This window comes from Pseudomonas sp. Yb2C2, from assembly GCF_052112325.1.
Taxonomy (GTDB): domain Bacteria; phylum Pseudomonadota; class Gammaproteobacteria; order Pseudomonadales; family Pseudomonadaceae; genus Aquipseudomonas; species Aquipseudomonas marginalis.
In genome coordinates, this window is record NZ_JAVAJK010000009.1 from 89,653 (window position 1) to 111,568 (window position 21,916).

General features: G+C 61.4%; 19 protein-coding genes. 11 read left to right on the forward strand and 8 right to left on the reverse strand.

From position 1 onward, the window contains the following. The first annotated feature begins 55 nt into the window (after positions 1–55). Entirely contained in the window at positions 56–352 is a 297-nt protein-coding gene (locus tag Q8X51_RS14530; RefSeq protein WP_407693327.1) for a PilZ domain-containing protein, read from the forward strand. A gap of 62 nt (positions 353–414) precedes the next feature. On the opposite strand, the gene Q8X51_RS14535 is transcribed toward Q8X51_RS14530, so the two are convergent. Next, complete coding sequence (locus Q8X51_RS14535; protein WP_027604219.1) at positions 415–1,104, reverse strand: MlaA family lipoprotein; 690 nt, start codon at positions 1,102–1,104, stop codon at positions 415–417. A gap of 194 nt (positions 1,105–1,298) precedes the next feature. Between Q8X51_RS14535 and Q8X51_RS14540 the strand changes: the two genes are divergently transcribed. Beyond that, positions 1,299–1,907, forward strand: coding sequence for a phosphatase (locus Q8X51_RS14540; RefSeq protein ID WP_065928146.1), 609 nt, complete (start codon positions 1,299–1,301; stop codon positions 1,905–1,907). A gap of 110 nt (positions 1,908–2,017) precedes the next feature. Beyond that, positions 2,018–2,284, forward strand: a complete 267-nt coding sequence (locus Q8X51_RS14545) for a DUF4404 family protein (RefSeq protein WP_065928147.1) — start codon at positions 2,018–2,020, stop codon at positions 2,282–2,284. Positions 2,285–2,347: 63 nt separating this feature from the next. On the opposite strand, the gene queF is transcribed toward Q8X51_RS14545, so the two are convergent. Continuing rightward, the gene (gene queF / locus Q8X51_RS14550; RefSeq protein ID WP_407693326.1) at positions 2,348–3,178 is read right to left on the reverse strand and encodes an NADPH-dependent 7-cyano-7-deazaguanine reductase QueF; all 831 of its coding nucleotides are present in this window, start codon (positions 3,176–3,178) and stop codon (positions 2,348–2,350) included. Between the two features lie 66 nt (positions 3,179–3,244). After that, on the reverse strand, positions 3,245–3,766 hold the full coding sequence (gene copI / locus Q8X51_RS14555) for a copper-resistant cuproprotein CopI (protein WP_065928149.1): 522 nt from the start codon (positions 3,764–3,766) through the stop codon (positions 3,245–3,247). 157 nt (positions 3,767–3,923) lie between these two features. Here copI and Q8X51_RS14560 point away from each other — a divergent pair, with 157 nt between their 5' ends. After that, on the forward strand, positions 3,924–4,604 hold the full coding sequence (locus Q8X51_RS14560) for a heavy metal response regulator transcription factor (protein WP_407693325.1): 681 nt from the start codon (positions 3,924–3,926) through the stop codon (positions 4,602–4,604). Then, positions 4,601–5,956 carry a heavy metal sensor histidine kinase gene (locus Q8X51_RS14565; RefSeq protein ID WP_407693324.1) on the forward strand — a complete coding sequence of 452 codons (1,356 nt, stop codon included), beginning with the start codon at positions 4,601–4,603 and terminating at the stop codon, positions 5,954–5,956. Before Q8X51_RS14560 ends, Q8X51_RS14565 begins: the two co-directional genes overlap by 4 nt. Before the next feature lie 104 nt (positions 5,957–6,060). On the opposite strand, the gene Q8X51_RS14570 is transcribed toward Q8X51_RS14565, so the two are convergent. The 3 genes from Q8X51_RS14570 to Q8X51_RS14580 are packed head-to-tail and all read right to left on the reverse strand — an operon-like array spanning position 6,061 to position 9,305. Further along, positions 6,061–7,305, reverse strand: a complete 1,245-nt coding sequence (locus tag Q8X51_RS14570) for a lipoprotein-releasing ABC transporter permease subunit (protein WP_407693323.1) — start codon at positions 7,303–7,305, stop codon at positions 6,061–6,063. 58 nt (positions 7,306–7,363) lie between these two features. After that, a complete protein-coding gene (lolD, locus tag Q8X51_RS14575; protein ID WP_024074097.1) occupies positions 7,364–8,047 on the reverse strand; it encodes a lipoprotein-releasing ABC transporter ATP-binding protein LolD in 684 nt (227 codons plus the stop codon). A 7-nt stretch (positions 8,048–8,054) separates the two neighbouring features. Continuing rightward, positions 8,055–9,305 (reverse strand): lipoprotein-releasing ABC transporter permease subunit, encoded by a 1,251-nt coding sequence (locus Q8X51_RS14580; RefSeq protein ID WP_027604228.1) that lies wholly within the window; start codon positions 9,303–9,305, stop codon positions 8,055–8,057. Between the two features lie 94 nt (positions 9,306–9,399). Here Q8X51_RS14580 and Q8X51_RS14585 point away from each other — a divergent pair, with 94 nt between their 5' ends. Further along, positions 9,400–9,984: a PilZ domain-containing protein gene (locus Q8X51_RS14585; protein ID WP_065928153.1), complete on the forward strand. Its 585-nt coding sequence runs from the start codon at positions 9,400–9,402 to the stop codon at positions 9,982–9,984. 44 nt (positions 9,985–10,028) lie between these two features. After that, complete coding sequence (locus Q8X51_RS14590; RefSeq protein WP_027604230.1) at positions 10,029–10,751, forward strand: glycerophosphodiester phosphodiesterase; 723 nt, start codon at positions 10,029–10,031, stop codon at positions 10,749–10,751. A gap of 42 nt (positions 10,752–10,793) precedes the next feature. On the opposite strand, the gene sthA is transcribed toward Q8X51_RS14590, so the two are convergent. Further along, complete coding sequence (gene sthA / locus Q8X51_RS14595) at positions 10,794–12,188, reverse strand: Si-specific NAD(P)(+) transhydrogenase (RefSeq protein WP_005786183.1); 1,395 nt, start codon at positions 12,186–12,188, stop codon at positions 10,794–10,796. 234 nt (positions 12,189–12,422) lie between these two features. Here sthA and Q8X51_RS14600 point away from each other — a divergent pair, with 234 nt between their 5' ends. After that, the gene (locus Q8X51_RS14600; RefSeq protein WP_065928154.1) at positions 12,423–12,956 is read left to right on the forward strand and encodes a chalcone isomerase family protein; all 534 of its coding nucleotides are present in this window, start codon (positions 12,423–12,425) and stop codon (positions 12,954–12,956) included. Positions 12,957–13,293: 337 nt separating this feature from the next. Here the strand turns inward: Q8X51_RS14600 and Q8X51_RS14605 are convergent, their stop codons facing one another. Continuing rightward, complete coding sequence (locus tag Q8X51_RS14605) at positions 13,294–14,757, reverse strand: glyceraldehyde-3-phosphate dehydrogenase (RefSeq protein WP_027604232.1); 1,464 nt, start codon at positions 14,755–14,757, stop codon at positions 13,294–13,296. A 340-nt stretch (positions 14,758–15,097) separates the two neighbouring features. Here Q8X51_RS14605 and mfd point away from each other — a divergent pair, with 340 nt between their 5' ends. Genes mfd through Q8X51_RS14620 form a run of 3 tightly spaced genes read left to right on the forward strand, consistent with a single transcriptional unit; the run spans position 15,098 to position 21,828 of the window. Further along, a complete protein-coding gene (gene mfd / locus Q8X51_RS14610; protein WP_027604233.1) occupies positions 15,098–18,547 on the forward strand; it encodes a transcription-repair coupling factor in 3,450 nt (1,149 codons plus the stop codon). Between the two features lie 11 nt (positions 18,548–18,558). Beyond that, positions 18,559–19,125, forward strand: coding sequence for a CsiV family protein (locus Q8X51_RS14615; protein ID WP_065928156.1), 567 nt, complete (start codon positions 18,559–18,561; stop codon positions 19,123–19,125). A 9-nt stretch (positions 19,126–19,134) separates the two neighbouring features. Continuing rightward, the gene (locus Q8X51_RS14620) at positions 19,135–21,828 is read left to right on the forward strand and encodes a DEAD/DEAH box helicase (protein WP_407693322.1); all 2,694 of its coding nucleotides are present in this window, start codon (positions 19,135–19,137) and stop codon (positions 21,826–21,828) included. The last annotated feature ends 88 nt before the right edge of the window (positions 21,829–21,916 follow it).

Consider the following 21,916-nt stretch of genomic DNA (forward strand, 5'->3'; position numbering starts at 1 on the left):
TCACCGGGAGTTATAAGAACAGCCAAGACCACAACACAAAGTAAGGATGGAACCGATGGGCGAACACGAGCGCGACTACGCCGAAAAACGCGATTTCATCCGCATGCGGGTGGATGCCGAAGTATCTTTGCTCCACGAAGGCCAGGAGTTTGCCGGCGTTTGCGTGGACCTTTCCAGCTCCGGGATGCAGGTGCAGGCACCGCGCCAGTTCGCCGTGGGAGACCTGCTCACCGTGCGCATTGATTCAGAGCACGCGGCGCTCAAGGGCCTGGAGGCTGACACGGAAGTGGTCTGGACCAAAACCACGGGCGACGAGCAACAACTCGGGCTTAGGATCCTGAAAATGCGCTGAAACCCGCGCATAAAAAAGGCGACCGCCAGGGTCGCCTTTTTTTCATTTCAAAACATCACAGCCTAAAAGTCGTCGACGACCTTGCCATCCTTGACCTTGAACTCGCGGTTCTGCAGGTAGGCATTGCGGATAAAGGTGTACTTGTCGCCGGTGATCAGTTTCTCGCTGTCGAGCAGGCTGGCACGGGTGTCAACGATGTTCAGGCCCATGGTGCTGTTGCGCCAGCCGATATCGTTCATATAGCGGTACGGTTGGGTGTAGCTGTCCACGTATTTGGACGGTGCATCACGCAAGGTGCTCGGGCCCAGCAGCGGGATCATCACGTAGGGACCGCTGCCCACGCCCCAGTAACCGAGGGTCTGGCCAAAGTCTTCATCACTGCGTTGCAGCCCCATTTTGGTGCCGACGTCGATAAAGCCCAGCACGCCGAACGTGGTGTTAACCAGCAAGCGCGCAGTGTCGACCCCGGCATTGTGGGGTTTGAGCTGCAGCACGTTGTTGGCCAGGTTGCCGACATCGCCGATATTGCGGAAGAAGTTGTGGATACCGTCTTCGACAAATTGCGGAGTGATCCACTGATAGCCTTGGGCCAATGGCTTGAGGGCATAGGTATCAACGGTGTCGTTGAAGGTGAAGATCGGGCGGTTGACGCTTTCCCATGGATCATCTTCCGATGCAGCCTGTGCAGCGAAAGGCGCCAGCAGGACAGTGGCACACACCGATAGCTGAGCGAAGTAGTGGCTCCAGCGCATAGCTTTTGCTCCTTGAATGGTCTGTCATGGGCGCTATGCCCTGAATAAGGCCGTCAGTATATGACGGAAGTACCCAATTAGGCAGCTGCCAGGAATCGTCCTAACACAAATGGACAATTTTCCTACAATTACCCCGCTGTCATCTGCTTGTCATCCTGCCCCGATAGCGTCACAGCTATTTCAGGGATGTCGACATGCCTCACGCCGAGATAGCCATCGCCAACGCGCCCGCCTTGACTGCTGTTCTGTTTGGCCTGAGTGGTTGCCTGGTGGACTTTGGTTCCCGGGCGCGCACCGATTCCCCCTCCCCGGACTCCCAAGCCACACCCGGCGCCCTGAAAATCCTGCGCAGCCTCAAGGAACAAGGCGTCCCCTGTGCCTGGCTGGATGAACTGCCGCCTTCGGTAACCACACCACTGGCCGCCGTACTGCCCAACTGGCTCAAGGCCGCATCCCCCTCCTCCATCCGCTGGCCCGCCCCTCATGCCTGCTGGCAAGCCTTGATGGAACTCAACATTGAACGCCTGGAAGGTTGCGTACTGGTCAGCGGCGAGCCGCGCCTGTTGCAATCGGGCCTGAATGCCGGCTTGTGGACCATTGGCCTGGCCTCCTGTGGTTCGCTGTGCGGCCTGGCGCCTGAGCAGTGGCAGGCGCTGAGCGACAAGGAACGCGAGCACAAGCGCGGCAAAGCCACCGTTGAGCTCTATGGCCTGGGGGTCCACTCGGTGATCGATCACCTCGGTGAACTCGGCACCTGCCTGGCCGACATCAGCCTGCGTCAGCTCAAAGGCGAGAAGCCCTGATCGAGATCATGCACAGTCGGCGCCCGTGGATTAATCTACAGGTCAGTCCGTAGACCTTTCACGGCGTGCCGTGGTCTATGCCAGTGCCTATCGATAAAAGGAAGAACGTCATGCCTGATCGCAAAAAACTGGAAGAACAGGTCGAGATCCTGCGCGGGCAGCTGGAACAGGAACCGCCGCTGTCGGAAGAAAAACGTGAAGCGCTGCAAGCCTTGATTGCCAAGTTTGAATTGCAACTTGAACTTGAACCGGCCACTCAGACGCCGAGTATTTCCGACGATGTGAGCCAAGCAGCCATAGAGTTCGACGCTGAGCACCCGGTGATTTCCGGGACACTGCGCAATATCATGATCACCTTGGGCAATATGGGGATCTGACCCGAGCCCAAGCCAGGCGCAGAACCAAAAGGTAGGAGAGGGCTCGCCCCCTCCCATCTTTGTTTACTGACGGGCCAGGCGCACGTTCTGGAACGCCACATCTTCAGTGCTGCGGTAAGGGTTGATATCCAACCCGCCGCGCCGCACATAGCGCGCATACACCGTCAACTTTTCCGGCTTCAGCAAACGCTGCAGGTCAAGGAAGATGCGCTCCACGCACTGTTCATGGAAATCCGAGTGCTGGCGAAAGCTCACCAGGTATTCCAGCAAACTCCCGTGATCCAACGCCGAACCACGGTACGCCACCACCACGCTGCCCCAGTCGGGCTGGCTGGTCACCGGGCAGTTGGACTTGAGCAGGTGGCTGTGCACGCTCTCCTCGACAATGCGCGAGTCATCGCAACGCAGCAGCTCCGGGCGCGGGTGTTCGTAGTTGCTGACACTGATATCCAGATCGTCAACACACGTGCCCGGCAACGCCATCACGCCTTCGGCCTCAATGTCGGCCAAGCTGCGGATACGCACGGTAACAGGCTTGCCGGCGGCGGCGCTGAGGTCGGTGCGCAGGGTCGCTTCCAGGCTTGGTGTATCGGTGAACGCGGTCTGGTTCAGCGAGTTGAGGTACAGCTTGAACGACTTGGACTCGATGATGTTCGGCGAGTCGGCGGGGATGCTGAACTCACCGATGGCTACCACCGGCTTGCCCGACGGCAGCAGCCAGGACAACTCGAAGCAGTTCCAGAAGTCCACGCCCTTGTACGGCAGGGTCTCGGCGCTCAGGCCCAGCTCGGCCCACTTGGCGGCGCGTGGAATCGGGAACAGCAACGAAGGGGTGTAGGTGGAAATGTATTCACTGGACTTGCCCAGCGGCGAATGTTCGGCTGCGGGATGCATGGCGGAAACCTGGCTAAATAAACCGCGCCAGTCTACCAGCCTTTGCCCCCGCCCTTAAGAAACGCCTTACTCAACGGTCAGCTTGCCGACCATGCCCGCCTGGTAATGCCCGGGGAGGTTGCAGGCAAACTCCAGGCCGGTGGCCTTGGTGAACGTCCAGGTCAGCTCAGCAGTCTTGCCGGGTTCCACCAGCACGCTGTTGGGATCGTCGTGTTTCATGCCGCCCATTTCACCGTGGCCCATGGCGCTGTGATCCATCTTGCCCATACCCGTGGAGGTGAGCATGCCGCTGGCCTGCATCTGCAGCATTTCCTTCTGGTGTTCGGCGTGCATCGCCGCGTCACCGAGGTTGAATTCATGCAGCAACTGGCCTTTGTTGACCAGTACAAAGCGCACCGTCTCACCGGCCTTGACGTCCAGGGACTTGGGCGAAAAGGAAATGTCCTGCAGCGTCACTTCCACGGTGCGTGTGGCCTTATCCGCCGGTGCCGGCTGGCCGAACGCGTAGGTATGGGCCGCATCCGCCATTGCATTGAAACTCAACGCCAACAGGCAGCCCGCCAACAAGAGGGGTGTACGCAATGCCATCTCGATTCTCCAAAAAGTGTGCAACCTGCTTGGACAGCACTCTAAGAGTGCGCCGCTGCCAGCCAGCTGACTGCTAGATTACAACTTTGTCAGGTTGCGCCCTTCCCCTGGCACCCAGGGTATAAAGCCCCTCGTGAACTGTTGCCAAGAGCCGCCCATGAAATTGCTGATCGTCGAAGACCAACCGAAAACCGGCCACTATCTGCGCCAAGGCCTGGCCGAGGCGGGCTTTACCACCGAACTGGTGGCCGACGGCACCAGCGGCCAGCACCTGGCGCTGACCGGCGATTATGACCTGTTGATCCTGGATGTGATGCTGCCCGGTCGCGACGGTTGGCAAATCCTGCAAGCAGTGCGCAGTGCCGGCCTGGAGATCCCGGTGCTGTTTCTGACCGCCCGGGATGCCGTGGAAGACCGAGTGCACGGCCTGGAACTGGGTGCCGACGATTACCTGGTCAAGCCCTTTGCCTTCTCCGAACTGATGGCGCGGGTACGCAGCCTGTTGCGCCGTGGCAGCAGCACGCCGCAGGAAACCGCCCTGCAACTGGCCGACCTGCGCCTGGACCTGCTCCGCCGCCGCGTCGAACGGGACGGCCAGCGCATCGACCTCACCGCCAAGGAGTTCTCCCTGCTGGAACTGCTGCTGCGCCGCCAGGGCGAAGTCCTGCCCAAGTCGCTGATTGCCTCCCAGGTGTGGGACATGAATTTCGACAGTGACACCAACATCATCGAAGTCGCGATCCGACGCCTGCGCCTGAAAGTCGACGATCCTTTCCCCACCAAGCTGATCCATACCGTGCGCGGCATGGGTTATGTGCTGGAGGAGCGCAGCCATTGATCCAGCGTCTGTCCCTGGCCAGCCGCCTGGCCCTGCTGTTTGCGGCGTGCACCGCGGTGGTCTCGTTGTTCGCCGGCGTGCTGTTCAACCGTGCCAGCGAGGCGCACTTCATTGAGCTGGACCAACAGCAACTCGACAGCAAGCTGGTGGCGCTGCGCAGCACCTTGCAGGGCGTCGAATCACTGGACTCATTCGCCCAACGCGAAGCGCAACTGCGAGCCGAACTCAATCGCCAGCCTGACCTGACATTGCGCATCACCGCCGCCGGCCAGCGCTGGCTGGACGATGCACCAAGCGTCAGCCTGCCCGAGGCGCCTGGCCTGCACACCCTGCAGAACGCCGGCACCGACTACCGCGTCTACAACGCCCCCTTGAGGCCCGGCCAGCCCGCCTCACCGCAACTGACCCTGATGCTCGACATCACCCATCACCAGCACTTCCTGCAACGCATGCAACATTTGATCTGGCTCACCGTCGGCCTGTCGGCCCTGGCCACCGCGCTGCTGGGCGCCTGGGCTGCACGCAGTGGCTTGCGGCCGTTGCGGCGCATGGGCGAAGTGGCTGCCAGCGTGTCGGCCCACTCCTTGACCCAGCGCCTGCCTCACCAGCAAATGCCGGCGGAATTGGCCGAACTGGCCCAGGCCTTCAATGCCATGCTCGGGCGATTGGACGACGCCTTCCAACGCCTGTCGGCCTTCTCCGCCGACATTGCCCATGAACTGCGCACGCCCCTGTCGAACCTGCTGACCCAGACCCAGGTCATCCTGACCCAACCGCGCCCCCTGGAGGATTACCGCGAAGCGCTGCACAGCAACCTGGAAGAGCTGCAATGGATGGCGCAGTTGGTGAATGACATGCTGTACCTGGCCAAGGCGGACCACGGCTTGCTGGTGCCCAAGCGCGAGCCGTTGGTACTGGCGGATGAAGTGGAGACGTTGCTGGAGTTTTTCGCGTTGCTGGCAGAAGACGCACAGGTCTCGCTGGTACGCGAAGGCGGCGCGCAAACCGCCGGCGATCGCGGCATGCTGCGCCGGGCCCTGTCGAACCTGCTGGATAACGCCCTCAGGTTCACCCCGGCCGGCGGCCAAGTGCGCGTGCGGATGGTTGAAGGCGCACGGGGCGTGACACTGACGGTAGAAAACAGCGGGGAAGGTATTCCAGCGCACGTGTTGCCGAGGCTGTTCGACCGGTTCTACCGAGCCGACCCGGCGCGCCATGAGGGCAGCAGCGAGCATGCGGGGCTGGGATTGGCGATTACCCAGTCGATTGTGCGAGCCCATGGGGGGAGGATTTTTTGTGAATCCGCGGCGGGGTGGACAAGGTTTGTGATTGAGTTGCCCAGGGGAAATTGATGCAAGCCGGGCCGGCCCTATCGGGGGCAAGCCCCCTCCCACACTTTGATCCGTGAATACATTCACATGTGGGAGGGGCTTGCCCCCGATAGCGGTCTTAAAGACTACGAATACCTAAGGGCATGCGCCGGCTCAATCTTCGCCGCCCGATACGCCGGGTAAATCGTCGCCATGAAGCTCAACACAAACCCGGCCGTACAAATCAGCACCACATCGCCACTTTGCAGCTCGGAAGGCAGGTTGCTGACGAAGTACACATCCGAACTGAAGATATGCTGCCCGCTCACCCGTTCCAGCCAGCCCACCAGCTCACTCACGTTCAGCGCCGCAATCACCCCCAGCACACCGCCGATCAAGGTGCCGACAATGCCGATCACCGTGCCCTGCACCATGAAGATCGCCATGATCTGCCGTGGCGTGGCGCCGATGGTACGCAGGATCGCGATGTCCGCGCCCTTGTCGTTCACCACCATGATCAGCGTGGCGATGATGTTGAACGCCGCGACGGCGACGATCATCAGCAACAACAGGCCGATCATGGTCTTTTCCATCTTCATCGCGCTGAACAGGCTGCCCTGGGTGTGGGTCCAGTCATCGGGCTTGTAGCCGCTGCCGAGGCTGGCGGCGATGTCCGCCGAGACCTTGGGCGCTGCGTACAGGTCTTTCAACGCCAGGCGCACGCTCTGCACCTGGTTCGGCTGCCAATGCTGTATCTCGGCGGCGTCAGCCATGTGGATCAAGGCCATGGAGCCATCCAGCTCGGCGCCGACCTTGAAGATACCCACTACGTTCAGACGCTGCATGCGCGGGGTGATACCACCGGGTGCACTGCTGATCTCCGGGACGATCAGGGTCAATTTGTCGCCCACATTCAGGCGAAAACGCCGGGCGGTGATTTCGCCGACCACCACGCCGAACTCACCGGGCTTCAGGTCTTCCAGTTTGCCCTGCACGATATGCTGGGCCACGATCGACACCTTGCCTTCCTGGGCCGGGTCAACACCGCTGATCTCAATCGGCTGCATCGCGCCCTTGTAGGAGAACATGCCGTCCATCTGCGTGAACGGTACGGCGGCAGTCACTTGCGGATTTTTCATCGCCGCAGCGGCCAGCGGCTGCCAATCGTCGATCGGGTTCACCCCGACGATAGTGGCGTGGGGCACCATGCCAAGGATGCGCGAGCTCATTTCACGCTGGAAGCCGTTCATCACCGACAGCACCACGATCATCGCCAGCACGCCCAAGGCGAGGCCAATCATCGAGGTCATCGAGATGAACGAAACAAAACGGTTGCGGCGCTTGGCGCGGGTATAGCGCGTGCCGATGAAAATCGATAACGGTCTGAACATTCGCGGGCACCGTTGGAAAAATAGAAAACCCGGCGTCAGGCACCGGGCTTGAAACAGGTCAGATGGCGACCAGATGACCTTCCTGCAGGTGCAGCACGCGGTCCATCTGGCGGGCCATGCTCATGTCATGGGTCACCACCAGGAACGCGGTGCGCATCTGGGTGCTCAGTTCCAGCATCAAGTCCTTGATGCCCTGGGCGGTGTGGGAGTCGAGGTTGCCGGTGGGCTCGTCGAGCATCACCAGGCCCGGGTTGTTCACCAGGGCACGGGCAATCGCCACACGCTGGCGCTCACCGCCGGACAGTTCGGCCGGCTTGTGTTCCAGGCGATGGCCGAGGCCGACGCGCTCGAGCAACGCCTTGGCACGCTGGCGCGCTTCCGGGATCGCGGTCTTGCCGATCAACAGCGGCATGCACACGTTTTCCAGGGCGGTGAATTCCGGCAACAGGTGGTGGAACTGGTACACAAAGCCCAACGAGCGGTTGCGCAACTGGCCACGGGCCTTTTCATTCAGGGCCGACAGTTCTTCACCGGCCAGCCATACGCTGCCCTGGGACGGCGTATCGAGGCCGCCCAACAGGTTGAGCAAGGTACTTTTGCCGGAACCGGAACTGCCGACGATCGCCACGCGCTCGCCGGGATGCAGTTCCAGTTGCAGGTTGGACAGCACCACGACCGACTCCGGGCCTTCCTCGTAGGATTTGCCCAGGTTGCGGCAGCTCAGGATTGCTTTTTCACTCATGCCCGATTCACTCATAACGTAAGGCCTGTGCTGGCTGGGTACGTGCCGCGCGCCAGGCTGGATACAGGGTGGCAAGAAAACTCAGGACCAACGCGGCGCCGCCCACCATCAGCACGTCCTGGGCTTGCACCTGGGACGGCAGGTAATCGATGAAGTAGACGTCGGCGTTGAGGAACTTGTGGCCGATCACCTTTTCAAGCAAGGCGATGGCGGCACTGACGTTCAGCGCGGCCAAAATGCCTACCGCGGTGCCGATCAAGGTGCCGACCACGCCGATCACGGTGCCCTGCACCATGAAGATCGCCATGATCTGCCCCGGCGTGGCGCCGAGGGTGCGCAGGATGGCGATGTCGCCCTTCTTGTCATTCACCACCATCACCAGCGTGGAGATGATGTTGAAGGCCGCGACCGCGACGATCAGCAGCAACAGCAGGCCGATCATGGCTTTTTCCATGCGGATGGCCTGGTACAGGTTGCCGTGGGTGCGGGTCCAGTCGCGGGCGTAGTACTGGCTTTCACCCAGGTGCTGGGCGATTTCCCAGGCGCCACGCGGGGCATCGAACAGGTCGTTGAACTTCAGGCGCAGGCCTTGCACCTGGTCCGGCTGCCAGCGATGCAGGCGGGCCAGGTCGGTGAGGTTGGTCAGGCCGAGGTAGCCGTCGATCTCGCCGGCGCCGACGTGGAAGGTGCCGACCACGGTAAAGCGCTTCATGCGCGGGAACATGCCGGCCGGCGTCACGGTGACTTCCGGCGCGACGAAGGTCAGTTTGTCGCCGATGCCTACGCCGAGCTTGGCCGCCGCCTTGTCACCGATGACAATGCCAAAACTGCCGGGGGCCAGATCGTCGAGCTTGCCCTGCAACATGAACTTGTCGATGATCGAGACGTTGCGTTCCTGGGCCGGATCGATGGCATTGAGCAGGATTTTCTGCACCTTGCCGTCGTTGGTCAGCAGCCCCTGCATCTGGGTAAACGGCGCCACGGCCACTACCTTGGGGTTCTGCTTGACCTTGGCGGCCAGGCTTTGCCAGTCGCTGATGGGCGCATCGCCCTCGATGGTCGCGTGGGGCACCATGCCCAGCACGCGGGTGCGCATTTCATGATCGAAGCCGTTCATCACCGACAGCACCACGATCATCACGACCACACCAAGGGCGAGACCGATCATCGAGGTCAAGGAAATGAACGACACAAAATGATTGCGACGCTTTGCACGGGTATAACGCGTGCCAATAAATACGAAGAGAGGTCTGAACATGTCGGGGCTTGTTCGGAGGAAAAGAAGACGTCCCGGTGGCGGGGTCTGGTAAGCAGCTTTACACTCAGACCATTACCGTTACCTGGGGTTCGCCATGTCGACATTAGATGAAGAAGAGCGCCGCGAATACTACCGTATCGACGACATGATCGCACTCCAAATCAAAAGCCTGTCTGCCCCCGAAGCGGCGAGCAAGGAAGTGTTGCTGGATGATTCACCGCTGTTCAATCTGCTCAGTGAACTGCACCTGAGCGAATTTGAAGCCCAGCACCTGCTGCGCCAGCTCAGCGAGAAGGATCGCACCCTCGTCGCCTTTCTCCGCGTGCAGAACAAACGCCTGGATTTGCTCAGCCAAATCATGGCCCGCGGCCTGCTGGATGAGGTCGGCGCCCCGCAGCCGGTGATCATTTCCGAAGGCGGCATCGATTTCCAACACCCCTCCCCCCTGACGGTGGGTGCGCACCTGGCGGTCAAGCTGGTGCTGATGCCCCAGGCGCTCGGCCTGCTGCTGCGCGCGCGGGTCACCCATTGCGATTCCAAGGGCACAGGCTTCGACGTCGGCACGGAATTCGAAGCCATGACCGATGCCCAACGCCAGCTCCTGGCGCGCTACATCCTGCAGAAACAGGCGCAGGAACGGCGCCTGGCACGGGAACAGAGCGACGCCCAAGACACCTGAATTCGTATTTACCCTGCCAGACAACCTGGCGTAAAGGAGCAACTGTGACCCTGATCTACGGCCACCGCGGTGCCAAAGGCGAAGCACCGGAAAACACCCTGACCAGCTTCCAGGCGTGTCTCAAGCACGGTGTACGCCGCTGCGAACTGGATTTGCACCTGTCCATGGACGGCGAACTGATGGTCATCCACGACCCGACCCTCAAGCGCACCACCGACCGGCGCGGCAAAGTCGTCGAGTATTCGGCGGCAGACCTGGTGAAGATGGACGCGCGCAAAGGCGGCCCGGGCTGGGTCAAGCCTTGCCCGATTCCGCGCCTGGAAGAGCTGTTCGAACAGTGCGACTTCGATCACTGGCAACTGGAAGTCAAAAGCGCCTCGCGCACCCGCGCCGCGACCACCGTGCTGGCCATTCGTGAGATGGCCGTGCGTTTCGGCCTGATGGACAAGGTCACCGTGACCTCAAGCTCGCGGGAAGTGTTGAAGGCGGCGGTTGAACTCACCCCCGACCTGTCACGCGGGCTGGTCGCCGAATATGCGTGGCTCGACCCGCTGAAGGTCGCGCAAAACTACGGCTGTGAGATGCTGGCGTTGAACTGGACGTTGTGCACCCCCGAACGCCTGGAAAAAGCCCAGCGCCAGGGCCTGCACGTGTCCGTGTGGACAGTCAACGAACCTGCGCTGATGCGCAGGCTCGCCGACTTCGGCGTAGATAGCCTGATTACAGACTTTCCCGGTTTGGCCACTGCCACCCTCGAGAATTACTGAAATCGGTCTCCCCGGCCGGCTCAGGCCACCGGCCGGAGCCGCTCAAAAAAGCCGGTTGAGGCCGTCGTAGGCCGCTACCCGATAGGCTTCGGCCATGGTCGGGTAGTTGAACGTGGTGTTGACGAAATACTTGAGGGTATTTTGCTCACCCGGCTGGTTCATGATCGCCTGGCCGATGTGCACGATCTCCGAAGCCTGGTAGCCGAAGCAATGCACGCCGAGGACTTCCAGGGTTTCGCGGTGGAACAGGATCTTGAGCATGCCTTGCGGCTCACCGGCGATCTGCGCACGCGCCATGCTCTTGAAGAACGCCTTGCCCACTTCGTAAGGCACCTTGGCCTTGGTCAGTTCGTGCTCGTTCTTGCCGATCGAGCTGATCTCGGGAATCGTGTAGATCCCGGTCGGCACGTCGTTCACATAACGCCAGCTGCCGTTGTCGACAATGCTGCCAGCGGCCGAACGGCCCTGGTCATGCGCCGCACTGGCCAGGCTTGGCCAGCCGATCACGTCACCGGCACCGTAGATGTTGGTCACGCAGGTGCGATAGTTCTCGTCCACTTCGATCTGGCCACGGCTGTTGACCTTGACCCCGATGTTTTCCATGCCGAGCTTGTCGGTGTTGCCGGTACGGCCGTTGCACCACAGCAAGGCATCGGCCTTGATCTTCTTGCCGGACTTGAGGTGCAGGATCACGCCGTTGTCCAGGCCTTCGACCCGCTCGTATTCTTCGTTGTGACGCACGGTGATGTTGTTGTTGCTGAAGTGGTAGCTCAACGCCTGGGAAATTTCCGAGTCGAGGAAGCTCAGCAACTGGTCGCGGTTGTCCACCAGCTCCACCAGCACGCCCAGGCCGCTGAAGATCGAGGCGTATTCACAGCCGATCACGCCGGCGCCGTAGATGATCAACTTGCGCGGGGTATGGCCCAGGCTGAGGATGGTGTCGCTATCGTAGATACGCGGGTGGTGGAAATCGATATCCGCCGGGCGATACGGGCGCGAACCGGTGGCGATGATGATGTGCTTGGCCACCAGCTTCTCGACCACGCCGTTGGCGCACACCACTTCGACGGTTTGCTCGTCGGCGAAGCTGCCGGTGCCGAAGAACAGGTCGACACGGTTACGGGCGTAGTACCCGGTGCGCGAAGCGACTTGCTTGGAGATGACCTTCTCGGCGCTTTTCAACACGTCCGGGAACGAGAACCAGCGCGGCTCACCAATGGCCCGGAACATCGGGTTGGTGTTGAACTGCATGATCTGGCGCACCGAGTGACGCAAAGCCTTGGACGGGATGGTACCCAGGTGGGTGCAGTTACCGCCGACCTGGCGACGGCTATCGACCATCGCCACCTTGCGCCCTGCCTTCGCGGCGTTCATCGCCGCACCTTCTCCAGCCGGGCCGGAACCCAGTACCACCACGTCGTAGTTGTAGACAGCCATGCGTACTCCTCAGAACAGGCCAGGCGCACGGTTGGACGCCTGGCTAAATCATGCCGCGGCCAGCGGTCATGAAGGACAATTTGGCTCAAGTGTGTGAACCGGGGCACAGTCTATATAAGGCTCAACGCCGCGCACATTAACCCTTGGTCGCGTCGTAGGCCAGTTTTGCCTTTACTACAGGAACAGGAAACGGGCATTACACTGCTGACACGCACCTTTGCAGGACGGGCCATTATGCGGCATGTCGTTTTCTGTTTAATGATGATTTTTTCGGTTGTGGTGCATGCAAGTGAGGCAGACCGGCTCCGGCAAGCCGATTTTCCTGCGCAAGCCCATGGACTGGCGCTGAAAAACCAGACGGTGTTCACCTACCTCTGGGCGGATGTGTACGCGGCTGCGCTGTATGCCCCGCAGACTGTGAGCGCCAGGCAGGCATGGGACTCGCAACAGCCGCTGCGCCTTGTGCTGTATTACTTTCGCGACATCGACCGCAACGATGTGATCAAGGCGGCGACGGCCACCTTGGAGCGCCAGCAAGCCAGCCCTCGCCTGAGGATTGAAGTCGACCAGTTGCACGCCAGCTTTCGTAACATCCGCAGCGGTGATCGCTACGCCCTGGACTTTCGCCCCGGCCGTGGCCTGAATCTGGAGATCAATGGGCAGGTGGTGTTCAGCAGCCGCAATGACGCGCTGGCAAGGGCCTACCTGGGTATTTGGCTGGCGCCCAAGGGTTTGTCCGATGATTTGCGCGGCAAACTGCTGAAATGAGTATGCATCCTCTGAACGATCGCTATCGGGGGCAAGCCCTAATGCCAGTCAGTTAAGCGTACATCGCCTCCTGTAGGAGCGAGCTTGCTCGCGAAAAACGCCAACGATAACGCGTGCTTCCTGAATGAACGCGGCGCCTGTGAGTTTTTCGCGAGCAAGCTCGCTCCTACAAAAAGCCGTAACTGACTGGCATTAGCCCCCTCCCACATGTCGACTTGTGAATACATTCAAATGTGGGAGGGAGCCTGCTGCCGATGAGGCCCAGCTCGACAACACAAAACCCGCTGCCATGAAAAAGCCCCGAACCAGTCGGGGCTTTTTCATTCAGTGCTAAGGCTTAGCGCGGGAACGCAGGCGGGTTGACCCCGGCCATGTCTTCCATCACGCGAACCACCTGGCAGCTGTAGCCGAACTCGTTGTCGTACCAGACGTACAGCACAACGCGGTTGTCCTGGGTAATGGTCGCTTCCGCGTCCACCACACCGGCGTGGCGCGAGCCAACGAAGTCGGTGGACACCACTTCCTGGGAATTGACGAAGTCGATTTGCTTATGCAGGTCGGAGTGCAGCGCCATGTAGCGCAGGTACTCGTTCATCTCTTCGCGGGTAGCGGCTTTCTCAAGGTTCAGGTTGAGAATGGCCATCGACACGTTCGGCGTCGGCACACGGATCGCGTTACCGGTCAGCTTGCCGGCCAGCTCCGGCAGGGCCTTGGCAGCGGCGGTGGCGGCACCGGTCTCGGTGATGACCATATTCAGCGCAGCGCTGCGACCACGGCGATCGCCCTTGTGGAAGTTGTCGATCAGGTTCTGGTCGTTGGTGTACGAGTGAACGGTTTCAACGTGGCCGTTGACGATGCCGAACTTGTCATTCACAGCCTTGAGCACCGGCACGATGGCGTTGGTGGTGCAGGAGGCGGCGGACACGATCTTGTCGTCAGCGGTGATTTCACCGTGGTTGATGCCGTGCACGATGTTCTTGAGCTTGCCTTTGCCAGGCGCGGTCAGCACGACGCGGTCGATACCCGGGCAGGCCAGGTGCTGGCCCAGGCCTTCGGCATCACGCCATACGCCGGTGTTGTCCACCAGCAGGGCGTCCTTGATGCCGTACTGGGTGTAATCCACCTCGGTCGGGTTCTTCGCGTAGATCACCTGGATCAGGTTACCGTTGGCGGTGATGGTGTTGTTTTCTTCGTCGATGGTGATGGTGCCGTTGAACGAACCGTGTACCGAATCGCGACGCAGCAGGCTGGCGCGTTTGGTCAGGTCGTTCTCGGCGCCTTTGCGCACCACGATGGCACGCAGGCGCAGGCCGTCGCCGCCACCGGTTTTTTCGATCAGGATGCGCGCCAGCAGGCGGCCGATACGACCGAAACCGTACAGGACAACGTCGGTGCCTTTGCGGGCAGCGGCGTTTTGCTGGCCCACCACATCGGCCATTTCTTCACGCACGAACTGCTCGGCGCTGCGGCCGGCACCTTCCTTGCGGAATTTGTAGGCCAGCTTGCCCAGGTCTACCGAAGCCGCGCCGAGCTTGAGCTCGCTCATGGCCTTGAGCAGGGGGAATGTTTCGTGGACGGAGAGTTCGCTGTCGTCGGCGGAACGATGGCGAGCAAAGCGATGCGCCTTGAGAATCGCGATGACTGATTGGTTGATCAGGCTGCGGCCATAGATCGAGCTCACCACATTGTTATTGCGGTACAGCTGACCGATAAGCGGGATCATCGCTTCTGCGAGTGCTTCACGGTCGATCCATTCACCAAGACACTGGTCGGGCTTCTGAGTCACGGGAACCTTCCACATGTAGGGGCTGAAAAAAGGGGCTACATTATGTCGTCCGACCGCCCGTTGAGCAATGCGCCAACCACAACAAAAAGCCCTTGCAAAAAAATACCACCCCGCTACAGGCCAGGAAACACGCGGGTTTCAGAAGGCCACCAATGGCGCAGTGCCGCCAACTTGTCCGTAACTCTCCGAAACATCCGTGCAAAACGGCACTACATAATGAGTCAAAAGGCTGCTTTGTTTGTCTTAGCCACTACATTTCCTACAAACCGTAATAGGCTCAGTCAGCAACTGACAGGCGGCACCTCGGGCCGTTACAATTACCGACTTTGTCGCAACGCTTGGAGCTCAACCTTCCGTGCCCGTTCTGCGTCTACCGCTTCTCCCTGCCGCGGCAGGTAAACAGCACTGGGGCAACCTGCCCGGTGCCGCCCTGAGCCTGGCCATTGCCGAGGCTGCCAGCGCAGCCAAGCGCTTTACCCTGCTGCTTACCGCCGACAGCCAAAGCGCCGAACGGTTGGAGCAGGAGCTGAGCTTCTTCGCCCCCGATTTGCCGGTGCTGCATTTTCCCGACTGGGAAACCCTGCCCTACGACCTGTTCTCGCCGCACCAGGACATCATCTCCCAGCGCATCGCCAGCCTGTACCGCCTGCCGGAACTGGCCCACGGTGTATTGGTGGTGCCGATCACCACCGCCCTGCACCGCCTGGCGCCGACCAAGTTCCTGCTGGGCAGCAGCCTGGTGCTGGATATCGGCCAGAAACTCGACGTGGAACAGATGCGCACGCGCCTCGAAGCCAGCGGCTACCGCTGTGTCGACACGGTGTATGAGCACGGTGAATTCGCCGTGCGTGGTGCGCTGATCGACCTGTTCCCCATGGGCAGCAAGTTGCCGTACCGCATCGACCTGTTCGATGACGAAATCGAGACCCTGCGCACCTTCGATCCGGAAAACCAGCGGTCCATCGACAAGGTCGAGTCGATCAAGCTGCTGCCGGCGCGGGAGTTCCCGCTGCAAAAGGACGCGGTCACGCGCTTCAAGGCGCGCTTCCGTGAACGCTTTGATGTGGACTTCCGCCGCTGCCCGATCTTCCAGGACTTGAGCAGCGGGATTACCCCGGCCGGTATCGAGTACTACCTGCCGCTGTTCTTCGACGAAACCTCGACCCTGTTCGACTACCTGCCCCAGGACACCCAGGTGTTCTCGTTGCCGGGCATCGAACAGGCGGCGGAAAACTTCTGGAACGACGTGCGCAACCGCTATGAAGAGCGCCGCGTCGATCCTTCCCGGCCTTTATTGCCGCCCGCCGAGCTGTTCCTGCCGGTGGAAGACTGCTTCGCCCGCCTGAAAAACTGGCCGCGCGTGGTCGCCAGCCAACAGGATGTGGATACCGGCAGCGGTCGCGAGCGTTTCCCGGCGGCGACGCTGCCGGACCTGGCGATCCAGGCCAAAGCCACGCAACCCCTGGAAGCACTCTCGAACTTCCTCGGCGACTTCCCCGGCCGCGTGCTGTTCACCGCAGAGTCCGCCGGGCGCCGTGAAGTGCTGCTGGAGCTGCTGGAACGCCTGAAGCTGCGGCCGAAAACCGTCGACAGCTGGCCGGATTTTGTCGCCAGCAAAGAGCGCCTGGCGATCACCATCGCGCCACTGGACGAAGGCCTGCTGCTGGATGACCCGGCGCTCGCGCTGATCGCCGAAAGCCCGCTGTTCGGCCAGCGCGTGATGCAGCGTCGCCGCCGTGAAAAACGCGCCGACGCCAACAACGATGCGGTGATCAAAAACCTCACGGAACTGCGCGAAGGCGCGCCGGTGGTGCATATCGACCACGGTGTCGGCCGCTACCTGGGCCTGCAGACCCTGGAGATCGACAACCAGGCCGCCGAATTCCTCACCATGGAATACGCCGAGGGCGCCAAGCTCTACGTGCCGGTGGCCAACCTGCACCTGATCGCCCGCTACACCGGCAGCGACGACGCCCTGGCGCCGTTGCACCGCCTGGGCTCCGAGACCTGGCAGAAAGCCAAGCGCAAGGCCGCCGAACAGGTGCGCGATGTCGCCGCCGAACTGCTCGACATCTATGCCCGTCGTGCGGCGCGCGAAGGGTATGCCTTCGCCGACCCGAAAGCCGACTACGCCACCTTCAGTGCCGGCTTCGCCTTCGAAGAAACCCCGGACCAGCAAACCACCATCGAAGCGGTGCGCGCCGACATGCTCGCGCCCAAGCCGATGGACCGCCTGGTGTGCGGCGACGTGGGCTTCGGCAAGACCGAAGTGGCCATGCGCGCGGCCTTTATTGCGGTACACGGCGGCAAGCAAGTGGCGATCCTGGTGCCGACTACCCTGCTCGCCCAACAACACTACAACAGCTTCCGCGACCGCTTTGCCGACTGGCCGGTGACCGTGGAAGTGATGAGCCGCTTCAAGTCCGCCAAGGAAGTGAATGCCGCCGTCGCCGACCTCGCCGAAGGCAAGATCGACATCGTGATCGGCACGCACAAGCTGCTGTCGGACGATGTAAAGATCAAGAACCTGGGCCTGGTGATCATCGACGAAGAACACCGCTTCGGTGTGCGTCAGAAAGAACAGCTCAAGGCCCTGCGCAGTGAAGTCGACATTCTTACCCTCACCGCCACGCCGATTCCGCGCACGCTGAACATGGCGGTGTCGGGCATGCGCGACCTGTCGATCATCGCCACGCCGCCGGCGCGGCGCCTGTCGGTGCGCACGTTCGTGATGGAGCAGAACAAAAGCACAGTCAAGGAAGCGCTGCTGCGGGAATTGCTGCGCGGCGGCCAGGTGTACTACCTGCACAACGACGTAAAAACCATCGAGAAATGCGCCGCCGACCTCGCCGAACTGGTGCCGGAAGCACGCATCGCCATCGGCCACGGGCAGATGCGCGAACGCGATCTCGAACAGGTGATGAGCGACTTCTATCACAAGCGCTTCAACGTGCTGATCGCCTCGACCATCATCGAGACCGGCATCGACGTGCCTAGCGCCAACACCATCATCATCGAGCGGGCGGACAAGTTCGGCCTGGCCCAGCTGCATCAGCTGCGCGGCCGGGTTGGGCGCAGTCACCACCAGGCGTATGCCTACCTGCTGACGCCGCCCCGCCAGCAGATCACCGGGGACGCCGAAAAGCGCCTGGAAGCGATCGCCAACACCCAGGACCTGGGCGCCGGTTTTGTGCTGGCCACCAACGACCTGGAAATCCGCGGTGCCGGCGAACTGCTGGGCGATGGCCAGAGCGGGCAGATCCAGGCCGTCGGCTTCACCCTGTATATGGAGATGCTCGAACGCGCGGTGAAAGCCATCCGCAAGGGCGAGCAGCCAAACCTCGACCAGCCCCTGGGCGGCGGTCCGGAAATCAACCTGCGCTTGCCGGCGTTGATCCCCGAAGACTACCTGCCGGATGTGCATGCACGGTTGATCCTGTACAAACGCATCGCCTCGGCCACCGACGAAGAGGGCCTCAAGGACCTGCAGGTGGAGATGATCGACCGCTTCGGCCTGCTGCCCGAGCCGACCAAGAACCTGGTGCGCCTGACCCTGCTCAAATTGCAGGCCGAGCAGCTTGGGATCAAGAAAGTCGACGCCGGGCCGCAAGGCGGGCGTATCGAGTTCGAAGCGCAGACACCGGTGGACCCACTGGTGCTGATCAAGCTGATCCAGGGCCAGCCCAATCGCTACAAGTTCGAAGGGGCTACGCTGTTCAAGTTCATGGTGCCGATGGAACGTGCCGAAGAACGCTTTAATACATTGGAGGCGTTGTTCGAGCGCCTCATCCCGAAATCTGCTTGAAGGACGCCCCAATGCGCCTGTTCCGCATTCTGAGCCTGTTGTTGGTGGTACTCGCGCCTTCGGCATTTGCCGACAGTCCGTACCAGGTGGAAATGATCCTGGTACGCCAGAACGCGGAGCCGGCGCTCAACAGCCGCGCGGCGCCGGAAAACTGGGATGCGGGCGCGCAGCGGTTGGGCGACAGGCTGAGCCCGCCGCGCCTGAACAATATCGTCGACAAACTCAACGCCGATAACAGCTTCACCGTGCTGGCGCACAAGGCCTGGGAACAGAACCTCGGCGAGCAGCCGGTCAGGATCGCGATCACCGACGGCCAGGAGCAGTTCGGCCAGTTCCCCATCGAGGGCGTGTTAAGCCTGCAACTGGGGCGTTTCACGGATATCGATGCGGACTTCTGGCTCAACACGTTCGACAGCAACGGCAGCGTGGTGGCCAGCGAACACCTGAGCCAGAAAGACGTGCGCACCAAGAACAACCAGCTCAACTACCTGGATGGCGGCCATCTGGCACTGCTGATCAAGATCACTTCGCTGACCGCCAAGCCACCCAGCGCACCCCCGCCCGACATTCAGGACTGATCCAGCGCCATGCCCCTGACGTCGCCGTTGACCAAACCCCTGGCCCCTTCATGGGCCAATCGCTTCAAAGAGCAAAGCCTGGAGCGCGGGCGGCGCTATGCCCTGGAGAACCGCGTGCGCATCGTCGAATCCGGCGACAGCACCATCGTCGCCAGTTGCGAAGGCTCGGGGGGCAACGTTTACCGGCAGACCATCTCCTTGCGCGAATCGGCCAAGGGCGCGCTGATCCTGGTGGACAGCCGCTGTACCTGCCCGGTGCACACCAACTGCAAACACATCGCGGCGGTGCTGCTCAAGGTCCAGGAAACCCTGGCCTACCCGGCGGCCGCCCAGGATGCCGAGTTGCTGGAAAAACTCCAGGCCGTGCTGGATAACCGTGCGGTGTTGCCGCAGGTGGTGATGGAGGATGTGGTGCCCGTGCCGCGCCTGTGGCTGGCCAGCGTCGAGTTCAGCGCATTTGAACCGCGCAACGGCAAGATGCAGCGCTATATCCAGCACCGTGCGGCGCTGTCGTTCAACTATTTGGGCAACTATGTCAGCGGGCAGAAAAACGCCGACATCATCGTGCGCCAGGAAACCCAGAGCCTGCGCATCAAGCGTCATCCCGAGCTGGAGCAGCCCTATCGCGAGCAACTGCGCCTGCTCGGTTTCAAGATCGCCACGCGCCAGAGCAAGGCCTTGCCGGAAAGCGCCGGCGAGCTGTTCGAGATGGTTAATGACAGTGCCTGGCTGAACTTCACACTCAATGCCTCGCCGACCCTGCGGGCCGAGGGTTGGGAGTTGCAGATCGACGAAGACTTCGGGTTTGACCTGAGCGCGGTCGACGACTGGTACGCCACTGTCGATGAAGGCCCCGAGCGCGACTGGTTCGACCTGGAACTGGGGATTATCGTCAACGGTGAGCGCCTGAGCCTGCTGCCGATCCTGCTCAACCTGATGCGCTCCCACACCGAGATCCTCAACCCGGAAAAACTCGCGCGGCGCCGCGATGACGAGCTGATCCTGGTGAATATCCCCGGCCTGCCCAATGGCGGTCATGGCCCGCTGCAAGTGGCCCTGCCCTACGGCCGCCTGAAACCGGTACTGGCCACCCTCGGTGAGTTTTACCTGCAGGAGCCGGGCACCACCGCGCTGCGCCTGGCCAAGGCCGATGCGATTCGCCTCAACCCGCTGGAAGACCTGCCCCTGCAATGGGAGGGCGGCGAGGAGATCCGCAACTTTGCCCAGCGCCTGCGGGACATCAAGGACTTCACCTGTGTGGCACCCGAAGGCCTGAACGCGACCTTGCGGCCTTATCAACTGGAAGGGTTGAGCTGGATGCAGTCGCTGCGCCAGCTGGAGGTGGGCGGCATTCTTGCGGATGACATGGGCCTGGGCAAAACCCTGCAGACCCTGGCGCATATCCTCAGTGAAAAGATCGCCGGACGCCTGGACCGGCCGTGCATGGTGGTGATGCCCACCAGCCTGATCCCCAACTGGTTGGACGAAGCGGCGCACTTCACCCCGCAACTCAAGGTGCTGGCGCTGTACGGGGCCACGCGCAAAAAACACTTCGCCAGCCTGCAGGACTACGACCTGCTGTTGACCACCTACGCGCTGCTGCCCAAGGACATCGAGCACCTGGCCGCCCTGCCCTTGCATGTGCTGATCCTCGATGAAGCCCAGTACATCAAGAACCCTTCCAGCAAGGCTGCCCAGGCCGCGCGCGAGCTGAATGCCCGGCAGCGCCTGTGCCTGAGCGGCACACCGCTGGAAAATCACCTGGGCGAGTTGTGGTCGCTGTTCCACTTCCTGCTGCCGGGCTGGCTGGGCGACGTCAAAAGCTTCAACCGCGACTACCGCGTCCCCATCGAAAAGCGCGCCAGCGAAGTACGACTGCAGCACCTCAACGGTCGGATCAAACCCTTCCTGCTGCGCCGCACCAAGGAGCAGGTGGCCACGGAGCTGCCGCCCAAGACCGAGATCATTCACTGGGTCGACCTCAATGAGGCCCAGCGCGATGTGTACGAGACCATGCGCCTGGCCATGGACAAAAAGGTCCGCGACGAAATCACCCGCAAAGGCGTGGCGCGCAGCCAGATCATCATCCTTGAAGCACTGCTGAAGCTACGCCAGGTGTGCTGCGATCTGCGCCTGGTCAACGATGCGACCCTGCCCACCCGTGGCAGCAGCTCGGGCAAGCTCGACAGCCTGATGGAAATGCTCGAAGAGCTGTTTGAGGAAGGTCGCCGGATCCTGTTGTTTTCCCAGTTCACCTCGATGTTGAGCCTGATCGAAGTGGAGCTGAAAAAGCGCGGTGTCGCCTACGCCCTGTTGACGGGCCAGACCCGCGACCGGCGCACACCGGTGAAGGATTTCCAGAGCGGCAAGTTGCAGATTTTCCTTATCAGCCTGAAGGCCGGCGGTGTAGGGCTGAACCTGACCGAAGCCGATACCGTGATTCACTACGACCCTTGGTGGAACCCGGCCACGGAAAACCAGGCCACCGACCGCGCATACCGCATTGGCCAGGAGAAGCCGGTGTTCGTGTACAAGATGATCGCGCGGGGCACGGTGGAGGAGAAAATCCAGCACCTGCAAAAGGAAAAATCCGACCTGGCAGCGGGTGTGCTGGATGGGCGTACCACGGGGGATTGGCAGTTGGGCAACGACGATATCGAGGCGTTGTTTGCGCCGTTGCCCAATAAGCAGGAAAAGCGCTGAAAAAACATACCTGACGCGCCCCCGTAGATACCGCCTTATCCAACACCACGCAAATCCGTAGCAGCTGTCGAGCCTCGCTTGCGCTCGG